The following is a 24769-nucleotide window of genomic DNA, read 5'->3' on the forward strand; positions in this document are numbered from 1 at the left end:
TTTTCGTCTACTCACGCGGCCTTGTAGAGTAACCCTTTGTGATTGTTACTAATGATCTCGAAGTCCGTGTAGGAGCCCGGACGCTTCTCGAAGCGCCTGGGCAGCATCTCCGTGTTCAACCTGGTGACAGAATCGGTCTCGTCGGCCGAAATGGTGCCGGGAAGACCACTACGATGCGAATCCTCGCAGGAGAAACAGAACCCTACGCGGGCACGGTTACTCGTACTGGCGAGATCGGATACCTGCCACAAGACTCCAAAGAAGGCAATATCGAGCAGAGTGCCCGAGATCGCGTTCTTTCGGCGCGAGGCCTTGATCAGATCCAACGCTCGATGGATCGGCAGCGTTCCATCATGGAAGAGTCAGATGGTGCGACCCGTGATAAAGCAATCGAGAAGTTTTCCCGGCTCGAAGAGCAGTACCACGCGCTAGGCGGTTACGAGGCGAACGCAGAGGCTGCGCAGATTTGTGACAACCTCGGGCTTCCAGCACGAGTGCTCGACCAACAGCTCAGTACCCTCAGCGGTGGTCAACGCCGTCGCGTGGAGTTGGCACAGATCCTTTTCGCCTCTCGGGCGGGTTCTGGAAAGTCCCAAACCACACTGCTTCTCGACGAGCCCACTAACCACCTCGACGCGGACTCTATTACATGGCTGCGTTCGTTCTTGAGCAAGCACGATGGTGGCTTGATCATGATTTCGCACGATGTTGAGTTGCTTGAGGCAGTATGCAATAAGATTTGGTTCCTTGATGCAGTGCGCGCTGAGGCTGATGTCTACAACATGGGCTTCAAGAAGTACCAGGATGCCAGGGCACTCGATGAAGCACGACGCCGCCGTGAACGCGCTAATGCGGAAAAGAAAGCTTCCGCACTGCAAAAACAGGCGGCCAAACTCGGAGCGAAGGCGACGAAGGCTGCAGCTGCTAAACAGATGCTTGCTCGCGCTGAGCGCATGATGGGTGAACTTGATGATATCCGTGTGGCGGATAAGTTCGCCTCCATTAAGTTCCCAGAGCCCGCCCCCTGTGGGAAGACCCCGCTCTACGGCAAGGGACTAACCAAGATGTACGGTTCTCTTGAGGTGTTTGCCGGCGTTGACCTGGCTGTAGACAAAGGCTCCCGCGTCGTAGTACTCGGCACCAACGGTGCTGGCAAAACTACGCTGTTGAAGCTACTCGCTGGCGTCGAACGTACTGATGGGGAAGGCGGTTTGGTCACCGGTCACGGACTTCGCATCGGCTACTTCGCGCAGGAGCATGACACCATCGACGGTGCCAAAACGGTGTGGGAAAACACGATCGAGGCATGCCCTGATGCCGGGCAGCAAGATTTACGCGGGCTGCTTGGCGCGTTCATGTTCTCGGGCGACAAGCTAGACCAACCGGCCGGAACGCTATCGGGTGGTGAGAAAACGAGGCTGGCATTGGCAACGCTTGTTTCCTCACGGGCGAATGTCCTTCTTCTTGACGAGCCGACGAACAACTTGGACCCGCAGTCCCGACAACAGGTGTTGGATGCACTGAAAACCTATTCCGGCGCTGTCGTCCTTGTCACGCATGACCCTGGAGCCGTCGAAGCGCTTGAGCCTGAGCGAGTGATTATCATGCCTGAAGGCGATGAAGATCTATGGAGCGACGAGTATATGGAGATCGTCGAATTGGCTTAAAACTACCTGCAAAATGTTAGTGGTCTTGTTGTCCACCAGCTACGAGATCGAGGACTAAAACGGAGATTCGAGTTACCAGATTACCGCTAATGCGCCCTCGATCGGCCGCAAAATATTTATGGACGAAGAATCGCCGACAATCAATCAGTGAGGCTGCTGGAGCACGTGATAACACCAGGCAGCTCGCTTATTGAGGCGCCGCCTGACTCCGAAAGCACTGTGGTTACGCTTGTCCTGACTAGCGTGTGACTCAACGGTGTGGTGATCGGCACACCGCGCAATAACGTACTGTTCTAACCGACGCGTAGACTGACCACATGGCCAACAACGAAAACCTGAAGTTCCTGCGTGACGCATGGAATAGCATGTCAACAGACCAAAAAACTATCGTAGGAGTGCTTGCGGCGATGGATACAGTCGGCAAAGCAGTTGCGCTGCGCGACCTCGCAAGGGCCGAAGACAGCAAATTGCGTGGCCCCAAGTGGCTGTGGACGCCGATCATCGGCGTGGTAAACACCTTTGGCTGGGTGTCTTACTTCCTTATCGGGAAGAAGCGCTAGATTCACGTGCACCCCCGGCGTAGTAACGGATTTGAGTCACTGGTTGCATCCGGGGTCGCTGCCAGGGGTAGCGATCACCGGCGACGTCGATCGCCTCGCTGAGATCTAGAAGCGTGTCGGTGCCACCTGCCCCGCCTACAGTGAGCGTCTCGCCGTCAATAGACACCTCGGACGCAAACGTTCGTTGGTGGTGTTTTTGCTTGATGAGCGAGGACGGGATTTCGGCAAACACTAGCTTGCCGCGGCGCAGTACTGTTACGTCATCGGCAACGTAGCTCGGCCGAATGCGTTCGCTGCCGATCAGCGAGGCGACGTACACAACGCCCCAGATGGACAGCAGCAGCGCAATTAACCGCACCGTGCTTTCGGGTAGGAGCAGGTGAACCACCACCATCTCAATGCACAAGACCGAAACCACGCTCACGAGCATCTGCAATCGCCCTGGCGGGTGGGGGAGGACCTCCGCATCCTCTGGCACGAGCCGGTGGCCGCGAATCCACCGCAGTAAATCGAGGTACAGTTCGAGCTCGTAGCGTGCAAGACGGAAGCCTGGATGCCTCTTCCACAGTGAGAGGACCTTATCCATCGAAGCCCTCCGCCAACGCCTGCAGCACGACTCGTTGCGCGCCACGGGTCGGCACATCGTGTACACCGAGTGGTACGTCACCAGGCTGGAGGGTAGAGAGAACGCCCCGGAGCAGCCCGTGGGGGAGGAGCTCGCGAAAGCGCGCGGCGGTTTCGGCTACGTTGCTGTCCCGCGGCCGCATTTCCCCCAGGTCGTCCCAGAGTTTCTCGGCGGCGCGGGCTGCCTTGACGCACTCCGGATCGTTGAGGTTTGTACGTAGCTGGCCCCACGTGGCGGCAGTGGTAACCCCGGTCAGCGCCATGAGATCCCACGCGTCCAGCTCGCGCTGGAGCGCCTGCGGGTCGGTGAATACTCCACCCAGTGCTTGGCGGATATCCTCCGGCGCGCCAGAAGGATTGGACGCAAGCCTGGCCAGCCTTTTTCGCTGCTGCTGCAGGTGGGCAATGCGGCTATCCAGCTGGTCTAGAGCATGCTCGACCACAAGCGCTGTGTCTTTTGCTGCGACGTCGGCGATGGGCACGCCGGCGTCGATAAGCGCACGAGCCCGGACCACAGCAGCGAGGTCGCTGATCGTGTACTCCCGGTAGTTGCTACTCGTGCGAGCGGGCTCTGCTACGGCTCCGCTTTGGTGCAGGTGGCGCACTGAACGTACGGAGCAACCTGCGGCCACGGCAACATCTGAAATCTTCACGCCTTCAAACCTAAACCCTCACACAATGTGAGGGTCAAGGAAAGCACGCCTAGTTCCTAAACCCGTGCACAGGTGCCGGAATGAAGCCGCCGCGCTGGATCATCTCCGCGCTGCTCTTCGTATTGACCGGGATGACCGGCGCGTAGCCGAGCAGGCCGCCGAAGTTTACCTCGTCACCTGGCTTGGTGTCGGGGACGGGGATGAGGCGCGCTGCGGTGGTCTTATGGTTCATGACGCCGATTGCAGCCTCATCAGCGATCATCCCCGCGATGGTCTCCGCGGAGGTGTCGCCAGGAATGGCGATCATGTCAAACCCAACAGAGCAGATCGACGTCATCGCTTCGAGCTTGTCCATACTGATGGATCCAGCGCGGACCGCATCAATCATGCCCTTATCTTCCGAAACCGGAATAAAGGATCCAGAAAGCCCTCCGACACGGGAGCATGCCATCATGCCGCCCTTTTTGACGGCGTCGTTAAGAAGCGCGAGCGCAGCCGTCGTACCGTGCGTGCCGACCTGCTCTAGCCCCATGTGCTCGAGGATATGCGCAACGGAGTCACCAACCTCAGCAGTCGGCGCCAAGGAGAGATCGACGATGCCAAATGGCACTCCGAGACGTTCTGAAGCAAGGTTGCCAACCAGCTGGCCTGCGCGGGTGATCTTGAACGCAGCCTTCTTGATCTCTTCAGCTACCTCGTTCAAGCTGGCTTTTCCGAGCCGCTGGATCGCATTGTCGACGACACCAGGGCCTGATACACCAACTGAAACAACCGCGTCAGGCTCCTCAATGCCATGGAACGCTCCGGCCATAAATGGGTTATCACCCACAGCATTTGCGAACACAACAAGCTTTGCGCACGCAATCGAAGAACGGTCTTTGGTCAGCTCCGCTGCCTCTTTCACGACGCGCCCCATCTTCGCGACAGCATCCATGTTGATACCAGCACGGGAAGTAGCGATGTTCACCGAGCCACACACGTTCTCCGTGACGGTCAATGCCTCCGGAATGGACTCGATGAGACGCATATCAGAGGTGGTTGCCCCCTTTTCAACGAGCGCCGAGTAACCACCTACGAAGTTGACTCCCAGCTCACCCGCCGCTTTGTCAAGCGCTTTTGCAATGTCGACCGGATTGCCGTCCACCCCAGCTGCGACCAAAGCAATGGGAGAAACGGAGACTCGCTTGTTCACAATGGGAATACCGAGCTCGCGTTCAATGTCCTGGCAAACTTCTACCAGACGGGCTGCCTTCGTCGTCACTCTGTCGTAGACCGCCTGGCACGTTGCATCCATAGTGGGACGTGTACAACCGATGAGTGAGATTCCCATTGTTACAGTACGAATGTCCAGCCGGTAGTCCTCAATCATCTTGATGACGTCAAGAATGTGTTGGGACTTGAAATCAAAATCAACAGCCACAGCAACCCCTCCCTAGATTTCGTTCATGGCGGTGAAAAGGTCCTCGGACTGGATCCGAACAATGACCCCCAAAGATTCACCAGCTGCTGAAAGGTGAGTTTGCAGTAATTCCATGTTTACATCGCCTTCGGGAAGTTCCACACGCATGATCATGGTGAAGAAGTCATCCATGAGAGTTTGGGAAACATCTACGATATTGAGGTTTACCTCAGCCGCGGCGATCGCAACTCCTGCGATGATGCCTACACGGTCTTTACCTGTGGTTGTGATGATTGCATGCATAAGTAGGAATTCTAGCTACCAGAAACAAGTTGTTTCTACTCAACCCACGCAGTATTGCGTAAATGATTGTAAAATTCTGTTTGCCCACGAAACATCGTGAAGAGGCAGCCCCTTTACGATCTTGTCGTAGTCTTCCGGAGAGAAGTACCCATAGTTAGCGAAGAAGTCCATACGAGTCTGCATTGCTTTGGCATCCATCTCCGCATGAAATTGCGTCGCCCAAACATGATCACCGTACCGAATCATCTGAACCGGACAACTATTCCCAACTGCCAATATCTCAAGTGAGGGCGGGAGGGTGGACTCGTCAGGATTCTCGGTATGTCCGGTCAGCGCTGTGAAGTTCCCTGGGAACCCCTGAAGCAGTACGTCACGTTTACCGGCGTCTGAAAGCGAAACCTGTGTCGGGCCAGAGTCCTCTGGATGCGTGTGAACGATGTTTCCTCCGAGGTAGTGCACCAGCCAGCTCGTTCCGAAACAAACGAAGAACACGGGTTTTCCAGATTCCACAACCTCAGTGAGCACAGCATCTACATGCTGCGCCCACGCTGAGGTATGTGCATCTGAAACGTTTAAAGAACAACCTCCAACGATCACGCCTTCAACTGAATCCAGTGACTTCAGCTGGGCGTGCTCGTCAGAGATATGACAGAGCTCTATAGCTGTCTGATCCATCTTCGTCGCTTTGAGTACGTCGTTGTACTCGGCGTGAGCAACGTCAGCACCGATCTCACCATTTCGCAGCGACACCATAAGCAACTTAGACATGACGAACAGTCTATATCGCCCGGTAGCTAGCTAGAAACCGAAGATCGAACAGACTGCTCGACAACGTCTAGCATTGCTTCCAGCTGCTCTGGTGGCTCACCTGCGGCCAATTTGATTATGAACCCTTCCAGAACTGTCTCTAGATAGGTCTGCATTACTTCAATTGGCACATCTTGCCGCATCGCCGTATTCGATTCCAGCCGTTTCCGCACAGCCTCATCAAGTACTTCCTGGTGCTTCCTCCACCGAGCTTCAAATGCAGGATCTGTGCGGAGCTTTCGAACAATCTCAGAACGCGTCACGAACCAGTCATTTTCTTCCGGATGTTGCAAGAGGTCGTGCATAACTTCTACGAGCCCCTGTCGGCTAACTACCTCAGCTTGGCGTTCAGCGTCCTCGCTGGCGATGGCGAGAAACAACGTTTCCTTGTCTACGAAGTGATGAAAAATAGCACCACGCGTTTTGCCAGTGGCCTTTTCCAAACGAGCTACGGTAGCTCCTTCAAACCCATACTTGGCGAAGCATGCTCTCGACGCATCCAAGATTTCTTTGCGACGCCGCGCGAGCTCTGCATCACTAATGATCGGCATAGTCAGGCGCCCAACCTTTCGAGCTACTTAATAATTGCATTGGAGAAAAAGAAAGACTTAAGGGGTCACCACATACCGCGGAGACCCCTCAAGCGTGTTACGTAACTACGGTGTTAGTTCTTGACCATCTGGCGAAGAACATACTGCAAAATACCACCGTGACGGTAGTATTCAGCCTCACCTGGTGTATCTACGCGGACTACAGCGTCGAATTCTACGGTCTCGCCGGAATCCTTCGTTGCGGATACACGGACGGTCTCAGGGATCGTTCCGTTCTCATTGAACGCTGTGATGCCGCTAATGGAGATCGTCTCTGTGCCGTCGAGCCCGAGCGATGCGTGAGACTTTCCTTCTGGGAACTGCAGTGGAAGCACGCCCATGCCGATGAGGTTCGAACGGTGAATACGCTCGAAGGACTCAGCGATGACAGCGCGGACGCCGAGCAGCTTCGTGCCCTTTGCAGCCCAGTCGCGGGAAGAACCAGTGCCGTATTCCTTGCCTGCCAGGACGACAAGCGGAATACCAGCGGCCTGGTAGTTCTGTGCAGCATCGTAGATGAATGCCTGCGGTGCACCTTCCTGGGTGAAGTCGCGAGTGTAGCCACCAGCGTCTTCAACAAGCTCGTTGCGGAGACGGATGTTGGCAAAGGTACCGCGAACCATGACCTCGTGGTTACCACGACGTGAGCCGAAGGAGTTGTAGTCCTGACGCTTGACGCCGTTTGCATCGAGGTAGTTTGCTGCCGGCGTACCTGGCTTGATGGACGAAGCAGGGGAGATGTGGTCCGTCGTCACAGAGTCACCCAACTTGGCAAGTACGCGAGCACCATCGATGTCCGAAACGTCGTTTGGCTCAGCTGGCATTCCGTCAAAGTACGGGGCCTTGCGGATGTACGTGGAATCGTCGTTCCACTCGAATGTCTTGCCGGTTGGGATATCCAGATCCTGCCACTGCTTGTCACCCTTGAAGACGTCGGCGTAGTCAGCCTCGTACATTTCACGGGAGATTGTGCCAGCAATGGTGGATTCAATTTCCTCAGTTGATGGCCATACATCCTTCAGGAAGACGTCGTTGCCATCCTGGTCCAGACCAAGTGGCTGGGTCTCGAAATCGAAGTCCATCGTGCCAGCGATGGAGTAGGCGATGACGAGCAGAGGCGAAGCCAAGTAGTTCATCTTGACGTCAGGAGAAATGCGGCCCTCGAAGTTACGGTTGCCAGACAGGACTGCGGTCGCGGTCAGGTCGTATTCGTTGATAGCGTCGGAGACCTCTGTTGGCAGAGGACCAGAGTTACCGATGCAGGATGCACAGCCGAAGCCGGTGAGGTAGAAGCCAACAGCCTCGAGGTCCTTCCAGAGATCGGCGCGTTCGTAGTAGCCGTCGACAACCTGGGAACCCGGTGCCATGATTGTCTTAACCCATGGCTTCGCCTTCAGACCCTTTTCCGCAGCCTTGCGTGCGAGCAGAGCAGCGCCAACCATGACCGATGGGTTGGAAGTGTTGGTGCAGGAAGTAATAGCTGCAATCGCAACCATGCCGTGATCCAGGGTGTACTCGCCACCCTGCGGCGACTCAACGATAACGGGCTTCGAAGCACGACCCTCTGCGCCGACCGCTGCAGATTCTCCATTTGCAGGCCAGGACTGATTGAAGTCAACTGTCTCAACCTTCGCCGCACGAACTGGCTCGAAGGTCTCGTTGCCAGCATCGTTGTAGTCTGGCAGCTGCTTACGGAAGGTGTCCTTGGATTCGGACAGGAGGATGCGGTCCTGCGGACGCTTCGGGCCAGCGATTGACGGAACGACCGTTGAGAGATCAAGCTCCAAGTATTCGGAGTACTTCGCCTCTGGAGCGTCCTGCTCAAGCCACATGCCCTGAGCCTTCGCGTATGCCTCCACACGGTCGATGTCCTCCTGGGAACGACCGGTAAGGTGCAGGTAGTTGATGGTCTCTTCATCGATTGGGAAGATCGCACAGGTGGAGCCGAACTCAGGCGACATGTTGCCGATCGTCGCACGGTTTGCAAGTGGGATCTGCTTTACACCATTGCCGTAGAACTCGACGAACTTCTGAACCACGCCGTGCTCGCGCAGCATCTCGGTAATCGTCAACACAACATCGGTAGCGGTGACGCCGGCAGGAATCTCACCGGTGAGCTTGAATCCGACAACGCGTGGGATCAACATCGAAACTGGCTGGCCAAGCATTGCAGCCTCAGCCTCAATACCGCCAACGCCCCAGCCCAGGATGCCAAGGCCATTTTCCATGGTGGTGTGGGAGTCGGTACCAATACAGGTGTCTGGGTATGCAACTCCATCGTTATCGAATACAACGCGGGAGAGGTACTCAATGTTGACCTGGTGAACGATACCGGTCCCCGGTGGCACAACGCGGAAGTTCGAGAAGTTCTCAGCACCCCATCGCAGGAACTGGTAGCGCTCCTCGTTGCGTTGGTACTCGATTGCGACGTTCTTGTCGAGAGCGTTGGTGGAACCGAACGCCTCGATGATCACAGAGTGGTCAATGACCATCTCGGCTGGGTTCAGCGGGTTGACCTGATCAGGATCACCGCCGAGTGTGGAAACTGCCTCACGCATCGTGGCCAGGTCCACGACACAAGGAACACCAGTAAAGTCCTGCATAAGGACGCGGGCAGGGGTGAACTGAATTTCTACAGATGGCTCGGCATCTGGATCCCAGTTCGCGATAGCCTCGATGTGTTTCTTGGTCACGTTCTTGCCGTCCTCAGTGCGGAGGAGGTTTTCACCAAGAACCTTGAGGGAGTATGGAAGTTTCTCCATGCCTTCAACCGCATCAAGTGCGAAGTAGTCATAAGACTTCTCGCCGACCTGAAGCGACTTCTTGGCGTTAAAGGAGTTCTTGCTTTCGGTCACAGTAAGCTCCGTTTCTCGTCGTAAACCAGATAAATTGGAACAAGGTCCAAACGGTCAACCTCAAAGATATGCGATTAACCGCCTATGCGTAGCAATGATAACAGTACGGATGTAATGTTTGTTGTCCAACAGGGAAGATTTGAGAAAAAATGGAGCTAAACCCCCCATTTGGGGCACAACCCAACAATCTCCGCAGTTAAGGCGAACCGTACGGGGGAGTACAAGGCGGTTATCGCCATACAGGATAGAATGAGGGGCCCATCGACCGCAGAGGAATGTAGCCGCGACATGCAATACCAAAATCCAGATCCACGATTCGATAGCCTTGTAGATCAGCTCAATATTGACGGTATCGCATTCGAGACTGTCAATGAAGGCACCGGCAGCCTGGAACAGTCACTATCTTCCACCTTGTCGAGCGCGCATGATCATTCTGGCCTTAATGTGGGGCTCGTTTTTCTCGACTCGACGCCTCCCCGCATTCCTGAGTTAAGAGATCTGGCGCAAGACCTCAATCTTGCCACCGGAATCGAAACTATCTATATCCGAACGCCCAATGTCGCCATTGCTACATCAGAAAAGTTTCCACGTTCCTCAATCGAGGCTGGCCAGCTCGCCTCTGTACGGGCCTCAAGCTACGAAGATGGGGTGGCGCAGTTTCTGCAAGAGGCAACCTCTAGGCAGCTTGATTGGATTTCGGTATTGATTGCGGTTGCAGTAGTCCTCATCGTCACGTGTGGAGCCACCGCTATCCAGAATTGGCGTCAGGCGTAGAGACTTGACATTTCGATTAGCAACTTTTAAGTGACGATAATCACACTGCTACTTTTGTGCCTACATAATCCAAGGTTAGAGCTCTCGTCGTCAAGTGAAAATCCTTAACTTCTGTTACTGAAGATAAAGTTTGTGTAACAAATCAGTTAAGTGTCGTATGGTTTGTTTGTTGCCTCATGAGCTGAGGTGTGTTGCAAACGTGCCAGAGCTTTCCTCTAGTCAAGGAAGTTGCACTGACTTTTGACACGTGTGGTCCAGTCAAACCACGTCTATGTTTGCGTCGTACACAACCGTGAGGCTGTTTTCAGTAGTCGATTTAACAGAGCCGTACTCGTCTCAGCACGCGGAGTCTTCACAGGTCGGGTTTGCCTGACAGCGAGCTAGTCACTCGCTTGCTTGCCCGGCGTGAGACTTTGCATGAGTTGATGTTGGGTGCGGCGTGAGGAGCACCTTCGTGGTTACCCCGTCGAAGAGCACGCGAACGCGTGCTCGCCAGGTTTGGTCCAGCACCCTTGCTTGTTCAACCAGTTTCGCGTTGGCTTTTTCATTGAGCTCTCCTGTGGGCCCTGCTGTTGCTGCTCCCGCAGCGCAGTCAACTGCGTCTGCTCTAGTAGCCAAGCTTTCAGCATCGCAAGCTGAGATCGCCGAACTAGACCTGAAAATTGGTCAACTACGGGAAGCGGCAAATCGTGCTTTTGTAGACCTCCATGATGCTCAGTCTCGTTCTGAGCAGGCACGCCGCGGTGCTGAGGAGGCGAAGCGTCGTCTGGAGGAATCGCAGGCGGCAGTTGAGAAAGCTCGTGCTGAGCTATCCGCAGTGACTCGGTCGCAGTATCGCAACTCCGCTGGTGGAAGCCCGATTCAGGCACTCGGTGGAGAGCAATCGCAAAAGGATGTACTTGACCGTTCACTCTTTCTCCGTCAACGAAGCGAGGAAAAACAGCAAAAGCTTGCCGAAGTTGAGCAAGCTCGCCTCGAGGCTGCGAACGATGAATCTCTGCAGCGCCAGGCCAGTGAAGTTGCGCAGCAGGCTGCGGATGAAGCTGTGGCCGCTGAAACCGCTACGCGTGATGAGCTTGCCTCTCTGTCTTCACAGCTAGACGATGTCATTGAGCAGCGTGAGGCTGCATCTGCGGAGTTGAACAGCATCGAGAGCGACGTCGCGCAGGAACGTGGCATCTCAAATAGCCCTGCGCCGCAGTCAGCTGAGGTTCACGAGACTCCAGCTGAAACGTATGAGGTTTCGCCTGAGCTTCTTGACGCCGTCGAAGAACGAGTGAACGAAATTGCTCCCGGAGCTGACGTTCCAAATGAGCAAGCACTAGTACAAGCCGTGAATACGGCGCAGCGTACAGGTGGATATGTGGAGGTCTCCAACCAGGCAGATACGCCGCGGCTGGAGTACTCCGAGGGGAGCGATGTCACTGACTTGCTGACCCAAGCAGCAACCATCGTCGCTTCTGAAGCCCTCGTTGGTTCCTCTCAGCCTGATCACAGCGAAACAGCGAACCCCTATGGAGGCTCGAGCACAAGTGAAGTCATTGCTGCTTTCGCACAGGGACTCAATAGTGTTCTGGCTGCTGATTCCTCCGCTGGTCAGCCTGAGTCTGCTACTTCCGATCTGTCACAGGTCGTTCCTGCAGTTGGCACCTTCGAGTCGATTACGAATGAAGTTCGGTCTGCCTTAGCACCGTCGGCAAATTCTTCGTCTGTAGAGACAGTAATCGCACGTGCCGAAGCGATGATCGGTACGCCGTATGTTTGGGGCGGTGGTGACGCGAATGGTCCAACTGTGGGTGTGAATGGCGGGAGCATGTCTGGATTCGATTGCTCTGGGCTTGTGCTCTACGCCTTTGCTGGCGTAGGAATTTCGCTGCCGCACTACACGGGCTACCAGTACCAGCGAGGAACTCCAGTTGCGCCGAGTGAAGCACAGCGTGGCGATCTCTTGTTCTGGGGCCCTGGCGGCAGTCAGCACGTGGCAATTTACCTCGGCGACGGCATGATGATCGAGGCTCCCCAAGCTGGCCAGAATGTTCAGATTGCTCCAGTTCGTTGGTCTGGTATGTCAGCGAATGCAGTCCGTCTGCTTTAGTTCATTAGAATCATTCCCCATGGCATTCAAAAATTTCGATGCGTTGCTCGTGCTCTCTTTCGGTGGACCAGAAGGGGAGGACGAAGTAATTCCATTCCTCGAAAATGTCACACGCGGCAGGGGCATCCCGAAAGAGCGGTTGAAAGTAGTTGGTGAGCACTATTTCCACTTCGGTGGAGTGAGCCCAATTAATGGCCAAAATCTAGAAATCATCGAGCAGCTTCGTGCCGAGCTGAGTAGGCGGGGGCATAATCTTCCGGTCTATTTCGGAAATCGGAATTGGCATCCTTTCGCAGAAGATACCGCACGCGAAATCTCAGAAGCTGGGCATCGGGACATCCTCGTTTTCGCTACGAGCGCTTGGGGCGGTTACTCCGCTTGCCGTCAGTATGATGAGGATATTGCTCGGTTGCACCAGGCACACCCTGAGCTGCATTTCACAAAACTGTGGCAGTTCTACGGGCACCCAACGTTTGTCCGGCTCATGGGCGATTCGTTGAAGCAAGCAATGGAGTCACTTGATGACAAGGCTTTGCGAACGACCCGGATCCTCTTCTCGGCGCACTCAATTCCCACAGCTGCAGATGCCGCCGCTGGCGGCCACGAGGACGCACATCTTTACTCGCGACAGGTCCTTGAGGCTTCGCGCCTCGTCGCAGAGCATGCAGGAGTAGAGACTTACGAAAACGTTTGGCAATCGCGTTCCGGCAACCCGCAGACTCCGTGGCTAGAGCCCGATATTATCGACCGCGTCAAGGAGCTCCATCAACAGGGAGTCACTCACATCGTTTGCGTGCCGATCGGGTTCTTGACTGACCATATGGAGGTTGTGTGGGATCTCGATACCGAATTGAAGGCTGAGTGCGACAAGCTCGGCGTTGAATTCACCAGGGTCCCGACTATCGGTCTCGAGCCGCGGTTCGCATCGATGATCGTTGACATTGCAGAATGCATTAGCCGCGGCACGACGCCTCCTACGCTGTCCACGATTTCGGTGCAGGGCTGCACCGAAAATGGTGTTCCTTGCCACACTGATTGCTGCGCTCCGATTCGTCCGCGCGTTACCGAGTAGCCCGAAAATCGCGAACGGCTTCCGCAACGCCTGCTGTTCGCGCTCTTCGGATGCTCCTTCCCAATACGAGCAAGTGCTGATCAAAAGAGTGATCTCCCAGCCGATCTGTCACCGTCTCGACGATCGCCGAGACTCTATCCGCGCGCGCAAAAATCTGAGCTGCCCTTGGCGTGGTGGCAATTGGCAATCCTGGGGTGTCATAGAAATCGGTGATATGGCCGACCGTCAGTCGGGGTGAGGACAGCGTTTCGTTGGGCTGGGCGACGGCCTCAATCATCATCGCAGCTTGATCTGTTGCGCTTCTCAGCATTTGGTCGGCCTCACCAGGAGATAGCCAGTCTGGTTCTGGTGGGCGTCGATAATCCTCGAACCACCGCCAGTGCACGCCGTCTGTTTCGAAGCTCGGAATGAGAATGTGATAGAGCCCTTCTGCCCCGATGATGATCAAGGCTCCTGCATCCGTCATTGCTTCCGCCGCTGCTGTGTGCGCCCACAGCGCAGGAGTGTCGCCCGCTCCACCTAGGACTAGCCGCACGACCGGCTCGCGGGACTCAAGATTAGCTACCCTGCGAATTTCGGTGAGCAATTCTACGCCCCCACCGGTGCCATAATGGTGGCCTCCACCGAGCTCGTCAAGTGCTGCGAGCGTTTCGTCTGTCGACGTCACGTGATACAACCACGCTGCGATCCACACCGCAGTGTTTTGCAGTGGCGAGTAAACATGCGCGCGAAGATTCATTCGTCTGATGGTAACCGATAGACTAGTGCCACTATGACACCGGATAATCGTTACAGCGGAGATATTTTCCAAGGGCATTCGCGCAACAAGAAGCCCAAGTATCCCAGCATCCCCGCAGAGCCGGGCATCATCGTTGAGATTGTGGGCGACGAATTCGTGGGAGCCGTAGTTGGTTTTGAGCGTACGTACGACGGTGATTTCGTTCGTCTTGAGGACAGGCACGGGCAACAACGCCTTTTTAAGATGCTTCCCGGAGCCTTCGAAGTAGAGGGACAGCGAGTCTCCTTACACCGCTATGTCGCTCCGCAGCAGGAATCGAGCACCCACTCAAACTCCGGTTCACGGAAAGTAGCTAACGCGAAAGCGAAAGTTGCGCAGCCAAGCCGAATTTGGGTGGAAGGTATTCACGACGCCGCTATCGTACAGAAGGTATGGGGGCACGACCTCAAAGTCGAAGGTGTCGTCGTTGAGTATCTTGAGGGGCTTGACAACTTGAGCGACAGGCTGGAGGAGTTCCACCCGGGACCGGGGCGACGCATCGGTGTGCTTGCTGACCACCTCATCGAAGGCACAAAAGAGTCCCGCCTCGTCGAGGGGGTAGGTCCACACGTACTTGTCACAGGCCACCCATACATCGACATCTGGGAAGCCGTAAAGCCGGAACGAGTTGGGTTGAAGAACTGGCCAAAGGTGCCTTACGGAGAGGATTGGAAGACAGGGGTATGCCAACGTGCCGGGTGGGGCAGTCCGAAGGATGGCTGGCGGCGTGTCTACGATGCTGTCGAGACATACCGAGATCTTGATTCCACCCTTATCGGCGCAGTTGAGCGACTCGTGGATTTTGTCACCAATCCGCAGCTTAAGAAATCCGACTGCTGACCGAATCGTTTCTGTATAGTGAAGCCGTGGGTAGTCTTATTTGGCTAGGCATTGCCGTAGCATTCGCAGTTGCTGAACTCGCCGTAGGGGAGTTTACGTTCCTCATGATTGCAGCAGGGGCGCTTACTACGTCTGCTATTGCGCTTGCCGGGGTGCCTTTGGGGGTTGAAATCGGGGCGTTTGTAGTTGCTTCGGCCGGTTTCTGGTTCCTCCTCCGGCCTTACTTGCACAGGCGCTTGCGCCGCCCATCTACGGTGGGGGAGCTTGGCCAATCACTCATTGGCACGAGTGCACAAGTGGTTGAGGAGATCACGCCGAGCAGCGGTCAGATTCAACTGGACGGATCGCTTTGGTCCGCGAGAGCAATTGATCCAAGCCACACCATTAAGTCTGGTTCCACAGTCATCGTTTCAGATATTGACGGCCCAATCGCTGTCGTATGGAAGGAGTCGCCATAATGGCCTTGGTAATACTGGGGCTGCTGCTCATCTTGGTAATCGCGGTGCTGCTCGCATCTGTGAAGCTAATCCCGCAAGGTGAGTCAGCAGTTATTGAACGTCTGGGGTCCTATACACGGACCGTTTCCGGTGGGCTAACACTACTGGTGCCGTTTATTGATCGTGTTAGAGCGCGCGTTGATACGCGCGAGAGGGTCGTTTCGTTTCCTCCGCAAGCAGTAATTACGCAGGACAACCTCACCGTCGCAATTGATATTGTGGTGACGTTTCAGATTAACGATCCGGCAAAGGCTATTTACGGCGTCGATAATTACTTGGTAGGTGTTGAGCAAATATCCGTCGCGACGTTGCGTGATGTCGTCGGCGGGATGACGCTTGAGGAAACGCTGACCTCGAGAGAAACTATTAACAGGCGCCTGAGGGGTGAGCTTGACGCTGCTACCGCCAAGTGGGGACTGCGTATTAGCCGCGTTGAGCTGAAAGCGATTGATCCGCCACCATCGATTCAGCAATCGATGGAAATGCAGATGAAAGCCGACCGCGAAAAGCGCGCCATGATCCTTACCGCTGAAGGTAAGCGCGAGTCGGACATCAAGACTGCCGAAGGTGAGAAGCAGGCGCGAATCCTCTCTGCTGAAGGCGAGAAGCACGCTGCTATTCTCGCGGCTGAAGCTGAGCGCCAGGCGATGATTCTACGCGCGGAAGGCGAGCGTGCGGCGAAATATCTTGAGTCGCAAGGTGAAGCGCGAGCCATTCAGAAAGTCAACGCGGCGATCAAGTCCTCAGAGGTGACGCCGGAGATGCTTGCGTACCAGTACCTGGAGAAGCTGCCTAAGATCGCGGCCAATGAAGCATCAACGATGTGGATGATTCCGAACAGCTTTGGCGATTCTTTGGAGCAGTTCGCCAAGGCGTTCGCTGGCAAGGACAGCGACGGAGTGTTCCGCTACGAACCCCAGCGTGCAGATTCACAAACGCGCGCTATGGCCGGCGAAGACGACAGCACGGACCAGTGGTTTGATACCTCCACTGATCCTGAACTTGCTCGGGCACTTGCAGAGGCGCGTGCCGTCGCGAACAAGCACGTCGACGACCCGGATCCGACAAGCGCATTCGACGAAGTCTCTACCCCGACCGAAACGCCGCAAGTTGCCCAAAAGGGCGAACACCGGGCAATTGAATCTAATGACTCGCGCGACGCATAAGGTGTAGCGCGAGTTTCCAGCCAGCCTGCTCGGCCTGCCACCCGGCGGCCTGCAGGCGCTGGCTCATTGCCTGTTTAGAAATACCTAGTTGCGCTGCGGCTTCATTTTGGTTGAGCCCAGAGCGCACGAGCGATGTGGCTTCGCGGCCTTCAAACGTTCGCTTATGCAGAATGTGCGCCAGCAGGGCAAACGTCGCTGAGATATCTTCTGCCTCGGTGTCAGGCGCATGAGCATCCGTGATAACTTTCACTTGCGCTGCACGTGTGCCGACAGCCTCAGTGGCGGCAAACTGCGCACGTCGCCTGCGCGTGATTCCCAGGCCGACAGCCCAATTACCATCTGACAGCAGCGCCATAATGAGGTTAAGTGCTGTCTCCGGCCCATCCACTGTTGTGCGGATATCCTCAACGCCAATGACTTCGAACGGCGAAACACCCGGAAGCGTCGAGAGCGCGTGAGCCGAGGACTCGACGAACGCGGCGCGACCTTTTTCGCGACCACGGTAACGTGCATGCACAGCAATCATGCGTACATACTAGCGTGCTTCAAGAAAGTACACGCTCGAGCCTTTACTCTTCTATTCGACGCGGCTTCGCCGGGTGGCGCGCGTCGATAATCAGTCCTGTCACGCCAAGAACAGACAGTGCAAACACGGCGCCGAGAAGCACTGGGTTTGCATCTCCGCTCAACGTGTCTCCGAACAATGCAACGAGAATCGTGTTAGGAGCCGAGCCGATGAGCGTTGCCCCCATGAACGGCAAAAGCCGGACTCGACTTAGCGCTGAAGCGTAGTTCATGACCGAGAAAGGGATACCGGGGATGAGTCGCAGGCTCATTACAGCCAGCCAACCGCGCTGTTCCAACCGCTCATTAATCATGTGAAGCTTGGGGTGAGAAATTTTGCTCTCAACCCAGTCACGTAAAAGAAACCGCACAACGGTTAGCGAAAGACCTGCTGAGGCCGTCGTTGCGGTGATAGCGAGCAGAATCCCGAACCAACCACCGAAGAGAACACCGGAGGAAATGGTGAGCAACGTACGGGGGATCGGGAACTGCGTGATGAGTACGTAGAGCAACCAAAAAACGACTGGAAACCAGGCTCCCGTACTATCAGCCCACTCGCGAAACGTCGACAGCGAAGGTATTTCAAAGAAGCGCCACACCCACAGTGCAATTGCGAGAAGTACCAAAATGAGCATCACGCGTAGTGGTGACTGTTGGCGCATCCGTTTGCCCTTCGTCTTTAAGTGCGGCCTAAACAAAAAACCGGCTTCCTGGAGGAAGCCGGTCATTGTGCCCGGAGGGGGACTTGAACCCCCACGTCCGTTAATAGGACACTAGCACCTCAAGCTAGCGCGTCTGCCATTCCGCCACCCGGGCTGGGTGTTTTGCTTTCAACCTCTCGGCTGGGCACTTGCACTACTATAGAGTGACGTTGATTCAAGATGCAAATCGCCAGTACAAATGCCCAAACGTAGGCCACTAGGCTAGTCGGAGCTCAAGGCGATCCAGGGGAGTTCGGAGCCAACAGCATCTGTAATATTGGAAAGTCCATGGGCTTTAAGTTGCTCCTGCAAGCCCTTGTGAATTCGGTAGATCCACCCCGGACCACCGTAAATAAACGGCGTATACCCCTGGAGAAGGCTTGCGCCGGATGTAATACGCTCCCATGCCTGCTCTGGTGTCGAAATGCCACCGGAACTGACAAGTACGAGTTGGTCGCCGACTCGCGCATGGAGACGTCGCAAAACCTCCAGTGCGCGGCTGTTGAGCGGCGCGCCGGAAATACCACCCGCCCCCATGGCTTCCACTTCGGCAGCATCGGTTCGAAGGCCTTCGCGGGAGATGGTCGTATTGGTCGCCACGATGCCGGCAAGGTTCAATTCGACGGCCAGGTCTGCAACTGCGTCGATATCCTCGTCGCTGAGATCAGGAGCAATTTTTACCAGCACAGGCGTCGTAGTTGCCGTAGTAACCACGTCAAGGATTGGCCTCAACGATTCAACTGACTGAAGGTTGCGAAGCCCAGGGGTGTTTGGGGAAGAAACATTGACAACAAGGTAGTCCGCCAGAGGGCCGAGCACAGTCGCGGTAGCTCGGTAGTCTCCAACTGCGTCCTCGGAGAGCTTATTTTTCCCGATGTTGATTCCAACGATCTCAGGAGTCTTCCGTGCTCGGAGACGCTCTGCAATGCTCAGCGCGCCATCGTTGTTGAAGCCCATTCGGTTGAGGATCGCTTTGTCCTTCGGCAAGCGATAGAGCCGTGGACGTTCGTTTCCGGGCTGTGCCTTCGGGGTCACAGTTCCTAATTCCGCATAACCGAAGCCGATCGCCGACCACGTGTCCGGAGCTTCCGCGTTCTTATCGAATCCTGCAGCGAGACCCACCGGGGCGGGGAAACGCACGCCGAACAACGTCTGCTCGAGAAGCGGGCCGTCGACACGTACGACACGAGTCATAGCTCGGGTGAGGGGAGTTAGGCGTTGTAGGGTTTTCAGCCCGCCCATGATGATGTCGTGGATGCGCTCAGGCGGAATTGTAAACATTCCCCGAAGTGCGAGCCCATATACCGTGTCGTATAAATTGCGTTGATTCATTTCTATTTGGCCTCAATGCTTTCAGTGGAAACTATTTGCAGGCCACTACCTGACGCAGATCCGATAATGAGTGTTCCGTCAGAGAGCGCTGCAATACTTTGTGCATCTGGAACTGTACTGACCTGAGCACGTTCAACGGGGACGCCGTGGGAAATGTCATAGGCAGTCGCGAGGTTCCTTTCGGTTGAAGTCACCCACGCGAGCTTATTAGCGCTATCCCACGCGACGTCCCACGCTCCGGAGGGCACCGGCACACTCTGCTGGAGACGAATGACTTCATTGGTGGTGTACACGAGTAGCTGGCTACCCGTCGCATCCGCAGCGAGCACCAGACCGTGCTCTCCAGCAGCAACCTTGCCGACGCCAAGCCCAGCGCGCAACGTTGCCCCCTGACGTCCAGTGCCCCAATCAAGGTCCTGAATGGTGGTGTCAAATGTGTTGACGCGCACCACGGAATCGGCACCACCATCTACCGGAACAGCCTGCAGCTGGTCAGTTTCGCGCGCGACAGAAAACTCCTTTTTGAGCTCACCGTTGCTATACAACCACACTGACTTCGCACTGTCGCTTCCGGCTAAAACACTGCCGTCCGAGGCGACAGTTGCCACAGTCACCGGGTGGTCGGTAGCAACTTTTTGAAGCCCCTCTTTGTTAATGATGGCAATGAAGTCCCCGCACCCTACCGCAAACTGACCAGCGTTTGCCGAGACCTCACCGCAAGCATCCTCCAACTTGAACTCTTCAACTCGGTTTTCTTCGAATTGTGCGCTGGTCCCAACGTAAAGCGCATCCGGGGTGCGCACACCAATCAAGTCGTTCGTTTGATCCACATCGACGATGGTGTCAAATTGAAGCAACTGGCCGTCAGGATGTGCCGAAGGGGGTGACGCAACTGGTTCAGCGCTACCCATACTTATGGCGTCATTTGGGTCAACGACATCGGGGGTACACGCCGCAACAGCCAAAGCTACGGCCATAATGGGCAGCATTAAGGCGACTTTTCGTTTTGTTCTCACGGAGGTCAACCTTATCAATGCTGTACGCATGTGGGGATTTTTCTCCGCACGGGTAAGGTTTTCCAACATGATTGCCGCCTCTCAGTTAGCAGAGTCAATGACATGGGCTCAAGTGATTGTCCTCTCGGTCGTCCAAGGCTTAACCGAGTTCCTTCCAGTCTCATCGTCAGGCCACCTCCGCATTGTGTCCGAGCTTTTGTGGGGCGAGGACGCTGGCGCGAGTTTTACCGCTGTCATTCAGCTCGGCACCGAACTCGCTGTGCTGGTCTTCTTTGCGAAGGACATTTGGAGGTTCCTCTCTGGATGGTGTGTCGGACTGTTTGATAAGACGAAGCGCGGGTTCGATTACCGGATGGGATGGATGGTCATCGCTGGCACTATTCCAGTCGGGGTGCTTGGCTTTGCTCTGAAAGACTTGATCCGTGAGAACTTCCGCAACCTTTGGATTACTGCAACGGTTCTCATTTTGTTTTCGTTCGTGTTCATCTTGGCGGAAAAGCGCGGGACGAAAAAGCGTAGCTTCGAGCAGCTGACAGTAAAAGATGCCATCGTGATGGGCCTGTGGCAGTGTCTAGCTCTCATTCCGGGTGTTTCGCGTTCGGGCGGCACTATTTCGGGCGGTCTCTTTTTGAACCTTGAGCGGGAAGTAGCAACTCGTTTTTCGTTCCTCTTAGCTATCCCGGCAGTGCTCGCATCAGGCATCTTCTCACTACCGGATGCGTTTGATCCGCAAGCAGGGCAAGCAGCAACAGGTCTGCAGTTGCTCGTCGGAAGCGCTATCGCATTTGTTTTGGGATATATTTCCATTGCTTGGCTGCTGAAGTTTGTTTCGCACCACTCATTCTCCTGGTTTGCTGCGTACCGCATACCTCTTGGCATCATCGTGATGGCGCTGCTGGCTACCGGAGTTATACAACCGGTGTAGGCAACGCTTGCCTTTGAACGCCGGTAACCGCGCATGATGAGCGTGCCGCGGTATGGTGGTCACTATGCATTCTTGGCCACAACCTGTAGTCCCTGCTGTCTCTGGTACTCCGGTGCCGCTGTCTCTGTATGACACCGCAGATAGGGTGGTAAAGCCCGTGAACACAGCTGCCCATCACTCGGGGAAGGTGGGGATGTACGTCTGCGGGATCACCCCATACGACTCCACTCACCTAGGACACGCAGCTACGTACCTCTCCTTTGATCTCATCTATCGTCAGCTCCTTGCTAACGGCCACGACGTTCATTACGTGCAGAACATCACCGATGTCGACGATCCATTGTTCGAGCGCGCGGAGCGAGACGGCGTCGATTGGCGCGAGCTGGGAACGGAACAGATCAACCTTTTCCGCAGCGACATGGAAGTGCTCTCAGTCATCCCGCCTCAGGACTATGTTGGCGCGATGGAGACTGTCGATGAGGTCATTGAGATGGTGCAGCGCTTGCTCGACGTCGGCGCAGCGTACCGCCTAGACCACGGTGATATTTACGCTGATATCACCGCAACCAAACAGTTTGGATACGAGTCAAACATGACGCGCGAGCAGATGGAGCATTTCTTTGCCGAGCGCGGGGGAGACCCTGACCGTGAGGGGAAACGAGACTCACTCGATGCGCTGGTGTGGCGTGGACACAGGGAAGGGGAGCCCGCGTGGGATTCGCCCTTCGGCCCCGGCCGCCCAGGTTGGCATGTCGAGTGCTCTGCCATCGCTGCGAACCGTCTCGGCGTACCGTTTGCAATCCAAGGCGGAGGCTCGGACCTAGCGTTTCCACATCACGAGTTTTCTGCCGCGCATGCTGAGGCTGCGACTGGAGAACAACGGATGGCACACCACTACGTGCACGCGGGAATGATCGCGCTTGAGGGAGTGAAGATGTCGAAATCTCTCGGCAATCTCGTCTTTGTGCACAAGCTAACGGAACAGGGACACTCAGCGTCTGCGATTCGCCTTGCCGTTTTCTCCGGCCACTATCGCCAAGACCGTGATTTTTCCTACGAGGCACTCGATCAAGCAGAGCATCGACTCAAGTCGTGGCACACAATTCTTTCTCAGACAGATCAGCAGTCTCGCGTGGAGCAGACAATTCAAGATTTGCGCCAGGCCCTTGCTGACGACCTCGACACACCAACTGCGATTCAAATTATCGACGCCGCCAAAGGTGATTACAACGGGTTACTTCGACAAGCTATCGAAGGCTTACTCGGTGTAAAGGTAGGCAGCAACGATGAGTAGTCTCCGATCCACATTCCAATCCGATGTCGACGAGTTCATCGAGGATTTGAGGGTGTTTGCATCCGGTGAATATTTGCAAGAGCAGGACCTCGAACTCTGGGAAGCCCCATTTGACCCTGCCGTATTACCTGAGCTCCGTGAAATCCTCGAGATTTTTCTCGACACTGCGTCGCTCGTCGCGCAGCCGGTTGACGACGCCACCATCAGCGACCTCTACACGGGCCTCATTGCCAATCTTGAAGAGTTCAACGCTAAGCATCAATATGCCGTGCTCGAGCCAGAGGAGATGTCGGACATCGAGGGAATTTTCGCGAAGGTCTCGGCACAGATTGGCGCGGATCCATCCGTCGTCCAGGAGCTGTTCAATCGTGAGTAGGGTTCGCGCTCCCCAAGCTGTGCTGTGGGATATGGATGGGACGCTCATCAATACCGAGCCGCTTTGGGCGCAAGCAACCTTTGAGCTGTCTGAGTTTTTGGGCAAGAGGCTTTCTGCGGAGGAGCGTCGAAAAGCGGAGGGCGTCAGTTTCCCCACAGCGTTGAGCATCATCACTACTTGGACCGGGTATTCCTTGCAGCCCGGAGATACAGAGCGGCTGAAGCGGTGGATGCAAGAACGGATGCAGCAACTCCTAGGGCAAGGTATTGAGCTGAACCCGGGAATACGCCACGTCCTTGACATACTGCGGGACCATGGCATTCCGATGGCCATTGCGACGAACACAGAACGCGCGCTCGCTCAAACCTGCATTGACTTCATCGGCAACGATTACTTTCAAGCAACCGTGACTGGAGATGAGGTATCCAACCCAAAACCAGCTCCGGATATGTATCTGAAAGCAGCGCAGTTGGTTGGTGCTGAGCCGTCGCGCTGTATCGCAGTTGAAGACTCTCAGGCGGGAATGCAAGCAGCGATTAGGGCAGGTGCACGGGTGCTTGGCTTGGCCGACTATGTCCCGAAGCCGGCCACAAGAATCACCTTCAGCGATTTACAGTCTGCGACACTTCATGATGTTGCAAGGTGGTATTCCGCGCCATAAACCGCGCTCAAAGCTCTTCTGTTTCCGCTAAGGTGTTGTGCGTGAAGGACTTCGATCAACTTTTTGCTCAGCTCACTGAAACTGCCGACTCCAAGCGCCCTGACTCAAGCACGGTGCAAGCGTTAGAGAAGGGCGCCCATTTCATCGGCAAGAAAATCATCGAAGAAGCTGGTGAAGTGTGGATCGCTGCCGAGTATCAGTCTGACGAGGAGCTGGCGGAGGAAATGAGCCAGCTGATGTACTGGACCCAGGTAATGATGCTGCAACGAGGTCTTACCCCTGATGACATCTATAAATACCTCTAAGGATTTCGCCTGATGATTAAGTTTGCGGTTCCAAATAAAGGCTCTTTGTCAGAGAAGGCGCTCCAGATTCTCAAAGAGGCCGGTTACAAGGGGAGGGGCACGTCAAAAGCCCTGAATATCTGGGATGAAGAAAACGGTATTGAGTTCTTCTTCCTGCGCCCAAACGACATCGCTATTTACGTTGCTCAAGGCCACCTTGACCTGGGTATCACTGGGCGAGATTTGGCACTCAATTCCCATGCCGAAGTAGAAGAAGTACTTCCGTTGAGCTTTGGTGCATCGACATTCCGGTTTGCTGCCCCGCAGTCTGAAACGTGGGCGGTGCCTGATTTGGAAGGTAAGCGGATAGCAACTTCATACCCGCACCTCGTGATTGACTATCTTGACGGGCTCGGCATCACTCCGAAGGAAGTCATTGAGCTTGACGGCGCTGTTGAGATTTCGATCAAGTTGGGCGTCGCGGACGTTATTGCTGACGTCGTATCCACTGGTACGACGCTACGACAACATGGGCTGGCACCATTTGGGGAGCCCATTCTTGCCAGCGAAGCCGTCGTCATCAAGCGTAAGGGCGTAACGCTAGCAAACGAACATGAGGTAGTGCTTCAGCGTATCCGCGGCATCTTGAACGCAGAGAACTTCCTGATGCTCGATTACAACATTTGCAGAGATGACCTCGACAAAGCCAGCGAACTTACACCAGGCATGACGGGGCCGACTGTCTCGCCGCTGTCGCGCGACAACTGGGTCGCGGTGCGCGCTATGGTTCCGCGAACCCAAGCGAATGCGGTTATGGACGCTCTCTCTGAAATTGGCGCGGAAGCCATTTTGGCCACTCAGCTGCGCATTGCACGCCTATAGGATTTTCAATTAATCACCGATAAGTCACCCCTATCCCTATTATTGGGGTGACTA

General features: G+C 55.4%; 26 protein-coding genes and 1 tRNA gene. 14 read left to right on the forward strand and 13 right to left on the reverse strand.

The genetic code is table 11. From position 1 onward, the window contains the following. Nucleotides 1-38 precede the first annotated feature (38 nt). Together HMPREF3170_RS00740 and HMPREF3170_RS00745 are read left to right on the forward strand one after the other, a co-directional pair. Nucleotides 39-1667 (forward strand): ABC-F family ATP-binding cassette domain-containing protein, encoded by a 1629-nt coding sequence (locus HMPREF3170_RS00740; protein WP_070477088.1) that lies wholly within the window; start codon nucleotides 39-41, stop codon nucleotides 1665-1667. Nucleotides 1668-1984: 317 nt separating this feature from the next. Next, on the forward strand, nucleotides 1985-2227 hold the full coding sequence (locus HMPREF3170_RS00745; RefSeq protein ID WP_070477090.1) for a PLDc N-terminal domain-containing protein: 243 nt from the start codon (nucleotides 1985-1987) through the stop codon (nucleotides 2225-2227). Here HMPREF3170_RS00745 and HMPREF3170_RS00750 read toward each other — a convergent pair. The 7 genes from HMPREF3170_RS00750 to acnA form a co-directional block, all read right to left on the reverse strand. Continuing rightward, complete coding sequence (locus HMPREF3170_RS00750) at nucleotides 2208-2813, reverse strand: hypothetical protein (protein ID WP_070477092.1); 606 nt, start codon at nucleotides 2811-2813, stop codon at nucleotides 2208-2210. The two genes, HMPREF3170_RS00745 and HMPREF3170_RS00750, sit on opposite strands and share 20 nt — an antisense overlap. Next, nucleotides 2806-3504, reverse strand: coding sequence for a MerR family transcriptional regulator (locus tag HMPREF3170_RS00755; RefSeq protein ID WP_070477094.1), 699 nt, complete (start codon nucleotides 3502-3504; stop codon nucleotides 2806-2808). Before HMPREF3170_RS00755 ends, HMPREF3170_RS00750 begins: the two co-directional genes overlap by 8 nt. Before the next feature lie 49 nt (nucleotides 3505-3553). Continuing rightward, complete coding sequence (locus tag HMPREF3170_RS00760; protein ID WP_071572615.1) at nucleotides 3554-4924, reverse strand: PFL family protein; 1371 nt, start codon at nucleotides 4922-4924, stop codon at nucleotides 3554-3556. 12 nt (nucleotides 4925-4936) lie between these two features. After that, nucleotides 4937-5206, reverse strand: coding sequence for an ACT domain-containing protein (locus HMPREF3170_RS00765; RefSeq protein WP_070477096.1), 270 nt, complete (start codon nucleotides 5204-5206; stop codon nucleotides 4937-4939). Nucleotides 5207-5245: 39 nt separating this feature from the next. Beyond that, a complete protein-coding gene (locus tag HMPREF3170_RS00770; protein ID WP_070362445.1) occupies nucleotides 5246-5974 on the reverse strand; it encodes a glutamine amidotransferase-related protein in 729 nt (242 codons plus the stop codon). A 26-nt stretch (nucleotides 5975-6000) separates the two neighbouring features. Further along, the gene (locus tag HMPREF3170_RS00775) at nucleotides 6001-6564 is read right to left on the reverse strand and encodes a TetR/AcrR family transcriptional regulator (protein ID WP_070362446.1); all 564 of its coding nucleotides are present in this window, start codon (nucleotides 6562-6564) and stop codon (nucleotides 6001-6003) included. 113 nt (nucleotides 6565-6677) lie between these two features. Then, nucleotides 6678-9458, reverse strand: a complete 2781-nt coding sequence (gene acnA, locus HMPREF3170_RS00780) for an aconitate hydratase AcnA (protein ID WP_070477099.1) — start codon at nucleotides 9456-9458, stop codon at nucleotides 6678-6680. Between the two features lie 288 nt (nucleotides 9459-9746). Between acnA and HMPREF3170_RS00785 the strand changes: the two genes are divergently transcribed. The 3 genes from HMPREF3170_RS00785 (at nucleotide 9747) to HMPREF3170_RS00795 (ending at nucleotide 13399) form a co-directional block, all read left to right on the forward strand. Next, nucleotides 9747-10232 carry an Rv1476 family membrane protein gene (locus HMPREF3170_RS00785; protein ID WP_141742142.1) on the forward strand — a complete coding sequence of 162 codons (486 nt, stop codon included), beginning with the start codon at nucleotides 9747-9749 and terminating at the stop codon, nucleotides 10230-10232. Between the two features lie 547 nt (nucleotides 10233-10779). Beyond that, entirely contained in the window at nucleotides 10780-12327 is a 1548-nt protein-coding gene (locus HMPREF3170_RS00790) for an NlpC/P60 family protein (RefSeq protein WP_070477201.1), read from the forward strand. Between the two features lie 19 nt (nucleotides 12328-12346). Continuing rightward, entirely contained in the window at nucleotides 12347-13399 is a 1053-nt protein-coding gene (locus HMPREF3170_RS00795; RefSeq protein WP_083290777.1) for a ferrochelatase, read from the forward strand. Here HMPREF3170_RS00795 and HMPREF3170_RS00800 read toward each other — a convergent pair. Further along, entirely contained in the window at nucleotides 13389-14138 is a 750-nt protein-coding gene (locus HMPREF3170_RS00800; protein WP_070362450.1) for a hypothetical protein, read from the reverse strand. The two genes, HMPREF3170_RS00795 and HMPREF3170_RS00800, sit on opposite strands and share 11 nt — an antisense overlap. Nucleotides 14139-14171: 33 nt before the next feature. Between HMPREF3170_RS00800 and HMPREF3170_RS00805 the strand changes: the two genes are divergently transcribed. Genes HMPREF3170_RS00805 through HMPREF3170_RS00815 form a run of 3 tightly spaced genes read left to right on the forward strand, consistent with a single transcriptional unit; the run spans nucleotide 14172 to nucleotide 16680 of the window. Then, nucleotides 14172-15017 (forward strand): DUF3097 domain-containing protein, encoded by an 846-nt coding sequence (locus HMPREF3170_RS00805; protein ID WP_070477105.1) that lies wholly within the window; start codon nucleotides 14172-14174, stop codon nucleotides 15015-15017. A 26-nt stretch (nucleotides 15018-15043) separates the two neighbouring features. Then, nucleotides 15044-15475 carry an NfeD family protein gene (locus tag HMPREF3170_RS00810; protein ID WP_070477107.1) on the forward strand — a complete coding sequence of 144 codons (432 nt, stop codon included), beginning with the start codon at nucleotides 15044-15046 and terminating at the stop codon, nucleotides 15473-15475. After that, nucleotides 15475-16680 carry an SPFH domain-containing protein gene (locus HMPREF3170_RS00815; protein WP_176754853.1) on the forward strand — a complete coding sequence of 402 codons (1206 nt, stop codon included), beginning with the start codon at nucleotides 15475-15477 and terminating at the stop codon, nucleotides 16678-16680. Before HMPREF3170_RS00810 ends, HMPREF3170_RS00815 begins: the two co-directional genes overlap by 1 nt. Here HMPREF3170_RS00815 and HMPREF3170_RS00820 read toward each other — a convergent pair. The 5 genes from HMPREF3170_RS00820 to HMPREF3170_RS00840 all read right to left on the reverse strand — a co-directional run bounded on the left by HMPREF3170_RS00820 (nucleotide 16658) and on the right by HMPREF3170_RS00840 (nucleotide 20107). Further along, on the reverse strand, nucleotides 16658-17206 hold the full coding sequence (locus HMPREF3170_RS00820; RefSeq protein ID WP_070477109.1) for a MarR family transcriptional regulator: 549 nt from the start codon (nucleotides 17204-17206) through the stop codon (nucleotides 16658-16660). The two genes, HMPREF3170_RS00815 and HMPREF3170_RS00820, sit on opposite strands and share 23 nt — an antisense overlap. A gap of 43 nt (nucleotides 17207-17249) precedes the next feature. Then, nucleotides 17250-17906, reverse strand: coding sequence for a TVP38/TMEM64 family protein (locus HMPREF3170_RS00825; protein ID WP_070477203.1), 657 nt, complete (start codon nucleotides 17904-17906; stop codon nucleotides 17250-17252). Nucleotides 17907-17974: 68 nt separating this feature from the next. Further along, nucleotides 17975-18060, reverse strand: a tRNA-Leu gene (locus HMPREF3170_RS00830). Nucleotides 18061-18167: 107 nt separating this feature from the next. Next, nucleotides 18168-19277 (reverse strand): quinone-dependent dihydroorotate dehydrogenase, encoded by a 1110-nt coding sequence (locus HMPREF3170_RS00835; RefSeq protein ID WP_070477111.1) that lies wholly within the window; start codon nucleotides 19275-19277, stop codon nucleotides 18168-18170. Between the two features lie 2 nt (nucleotides 19278-19279). Beyond that, complete coding sequence (locus HMPREF3170_RS00840) at nucleotides 19280-20107, reverse strand: YncE family protein (RefSeq protein ID WP_246814876.1); 828 nt, start codon at nucleotides 20105-20107, stop codon at nucleotides 19280-19282. Nucleotides 20108-20360: 253 nt separating this feature from the next. Between HMPREF3170_RS00840 and HMPREF3170_RS00845 the strand changes: the two genes are divergently transcribed. The 6 genes from HMPREF3170_RS00845 (at nucleotide 20361) to hisG (ending at nucleotide 24715) form a co-directional block, all read left to right on the forward strand. Beyond that, nucleotides 20361-21218: an undecaprenyl-diphosphate phosphatase gene (locus tag HMPREF3170_RS00845; protein WP_070477205.1), complete on the forward strand. Its 858-nt coding sequence runs from the start codon at nucleotides 20361-20363 to the stop codon at nucleotides 21216-21218. Nucleotides 21219-21282: 64 nt separating this feature from the next. Next, complete coding sequence (gene mshC / locus HMPREF3170_RS00850) at nucleotides 21283-22512, forward strand: cysteine--1-D-myo-inosityl 2-amino-2-deoxy-alpha-D-glucopyranoside ligase (protein ID WP_070477115.1); 1230 nt, start codon at nucleotides 21283-21285, stop codon at nucleotides 22510-22512. Next, nucleotides 22505-22888: a hypothetical protein gene (locus HMPREF3170_RS00855; protein WP_070477117.1), complete on the forward strand. Its 384-nt coding sequence runs from the start codon at nucleotides 22505-22507 to the stop codon at nucleotides 22886-22888. Before mshC ends, HMPREF3170_RS00855 begins: the two co-directional genes overlap by 8 nt. Beyond that, nucleotides 22881-23549 (forward strand): HAD family hydrolase, encoded by a 669-nt coding sequence (locus HMPREF3170_RS00860; protein WP_246814877.1) that lies wholly within the window; start codon nucleotides 22881-22883, stop codon nucleotides 23547-23549. Before HMPREF3170_RS00855 ends, HMPREF3170_RS00860 begins: the two co-directional genes overlap by 8 nt. 41 nt (nucleotides 23550-23590) lie before the next feature. Beyond that, the gene (locus HMPREF3170_RS00865; protein WP_070362457.1) at nucleotides 23591-23854 is read left to right on the forward strand and encodes a phosphoribosyl-ATP diphosphatase; all 264 of its coding nucleotides are present in this window, start codon (nucleotides 23591-23593) and stop codon (nucleotides 23852-23854) included. A 12-nt stretch (nucleotides 23855-23866) separates the two neighbouring features. Continuing rightward, entirely contained in the window at nucleotides 23867-24715 is an 849-nt protein-coding gene (gene hisG, locus HMPREF3170_RS00870) for an ATP phosphoribosyltransferase (protein ID WP_070362458.1), read from the forward strand. Nucleotides 24716-24769 lie beyond the last annotated feature (54 nt).

The organism is Corynebacterium sp. HMSC08D02, from assembly GCF_001807505.1.
In the GTDB taxonomy this organism is placed as follows: domain Bacteria; phylum Actinomycetota; class Actinomycetes; order Mycobacteriales; family Mycobacteriaceae; genus Corynebacterium; species Corynebacterium pseudogenitalium.

Excerpts from the sequence above, each read along its gene's own strand:
- HMPREF3170_RS00795 (WP_083290777.1), top strand. The coding sequence starts at position 12,347 with ATGGCATTCAAAAATTTCGATGCGTTGCTCGTGCTCTCTTTCGGTGGA.
- HMPREF3170_RS00820 (WP_070477109.1), bottom strand. The coding sequence starts at position 17,206 with ATGATTGCTGTGCATGCACGTTACCGTGGTCGCGAAAAAGGTCGCGCC.
- HMPREF3170_RS00800 (WP_070362450.1), bottom strand. The coding sequence starts at position 14,138 with ATGAATCTTCGCGCGCATGTTTACTCGCCACTGCAAAACACTGCGGTG.
- HMPREF3170_RS00855 (WP_070477117.1), top strand. The coding sequence starts at position 22,505 with ATGAGTAGTCTCCGATCCACATTCCAATCCGATGTCGACGAGTTCATC.
- HMPREF3170_RS00825 (WP_070477203.1), bottom strand. The coding sequence starts at position 17,906 with ATGCGCCAACAGTCACCACTACGCGTGATGCTCATTTTGGTACTTCTC.
- hisG (WP_070362458.1), top strand. The coding sequence starts at position 23,867 with ATGATTAAGTTTGCGGTTCCAAATAAAGGCTCTTTGTCAGAGAAGGCG.
- HMPREF3170_RS00815 (WP_176754853.1), top strand. The coding sequence starts at position 15,475 with ATGGCCTTGGTAATACTGGGGCTGCTGCTCATCTTGGTAATCGCGGTG.
- HMPREF3170_RS00745 (WP_070477090.1), top strand. The coding sequence starts at position 1,985 with ATGGCCAACAACGAAAACCTGAAGTTCCTGCGTGACGCATGGAATAGC.
- HMPREF3170_RS00765 (WP_070477096.1), bottom strand. The coding sequence starts at position 5,206 with ATGCATGCAATCATCACAACCACAGGTAAAGACCGTGTAGGCATCATC.
- HMPREF3170_RS00775 (WP_070362446.1), bottom strand. The coding sequence starts at position 6,564 with ATGCCGATCATTAGTGATGCAGAGCTCGCGCGGCGTCGCAAAGAAATC.
- HMPREF3170_RS00835 (WP_070477111.1), bottom strand. The coding sequence starts at position 19,277 with ATGAATCAACGCAATTTATACGACACGGTATATGGGCTCGCACTTCGG.
- HMPREF3170_RS00750 (WP_070477092.1), bottom strand. The coding sequence starts at position 2,813 with ATGGATAAGGTCCTCTCACTGTGGAAGAGGCATCCAGGCTTCCGTCTT.
- HMPREF3170_RS00805 (WP_070477105.1), top strand. The coding sequence starts at position 14,172 with ATGACACCGGATAATCGTTACAGCGGAGATATTTTCCAAGGGCATTCG.
- HMPREF3170_RS00845 (WP_070477205.1), top strand. The coding sequence starts at position 20,361 with ATGATTGCCGCCTCTCAGTTAGCAGAGTCAATGACATGGGCTCAAGTG.
- mshC (WP_070477115.1), top strand. The coding sequence starts at position 21,283 with ATGCATTCTTGGCCACAACCTGTAGTCCCTGCTGTCTCTGGTACTCCG.
- HMPREF3170_RS00785 (WP_141742142.1), top strand. The coding sequence starts at position 9,747 with ATGCAATACCAAAATCCAGATCCACGATTCGATAGCCTTGTAGATCAG.
- HMPREF3170_RS00770 (WP_070362445.1), bottom strand. The coding sequence starts at position 5,974 with ATGTCTAAGTTGCTTATGGTGTCGCTGCGAAATGGTGAGATCGGTGCT.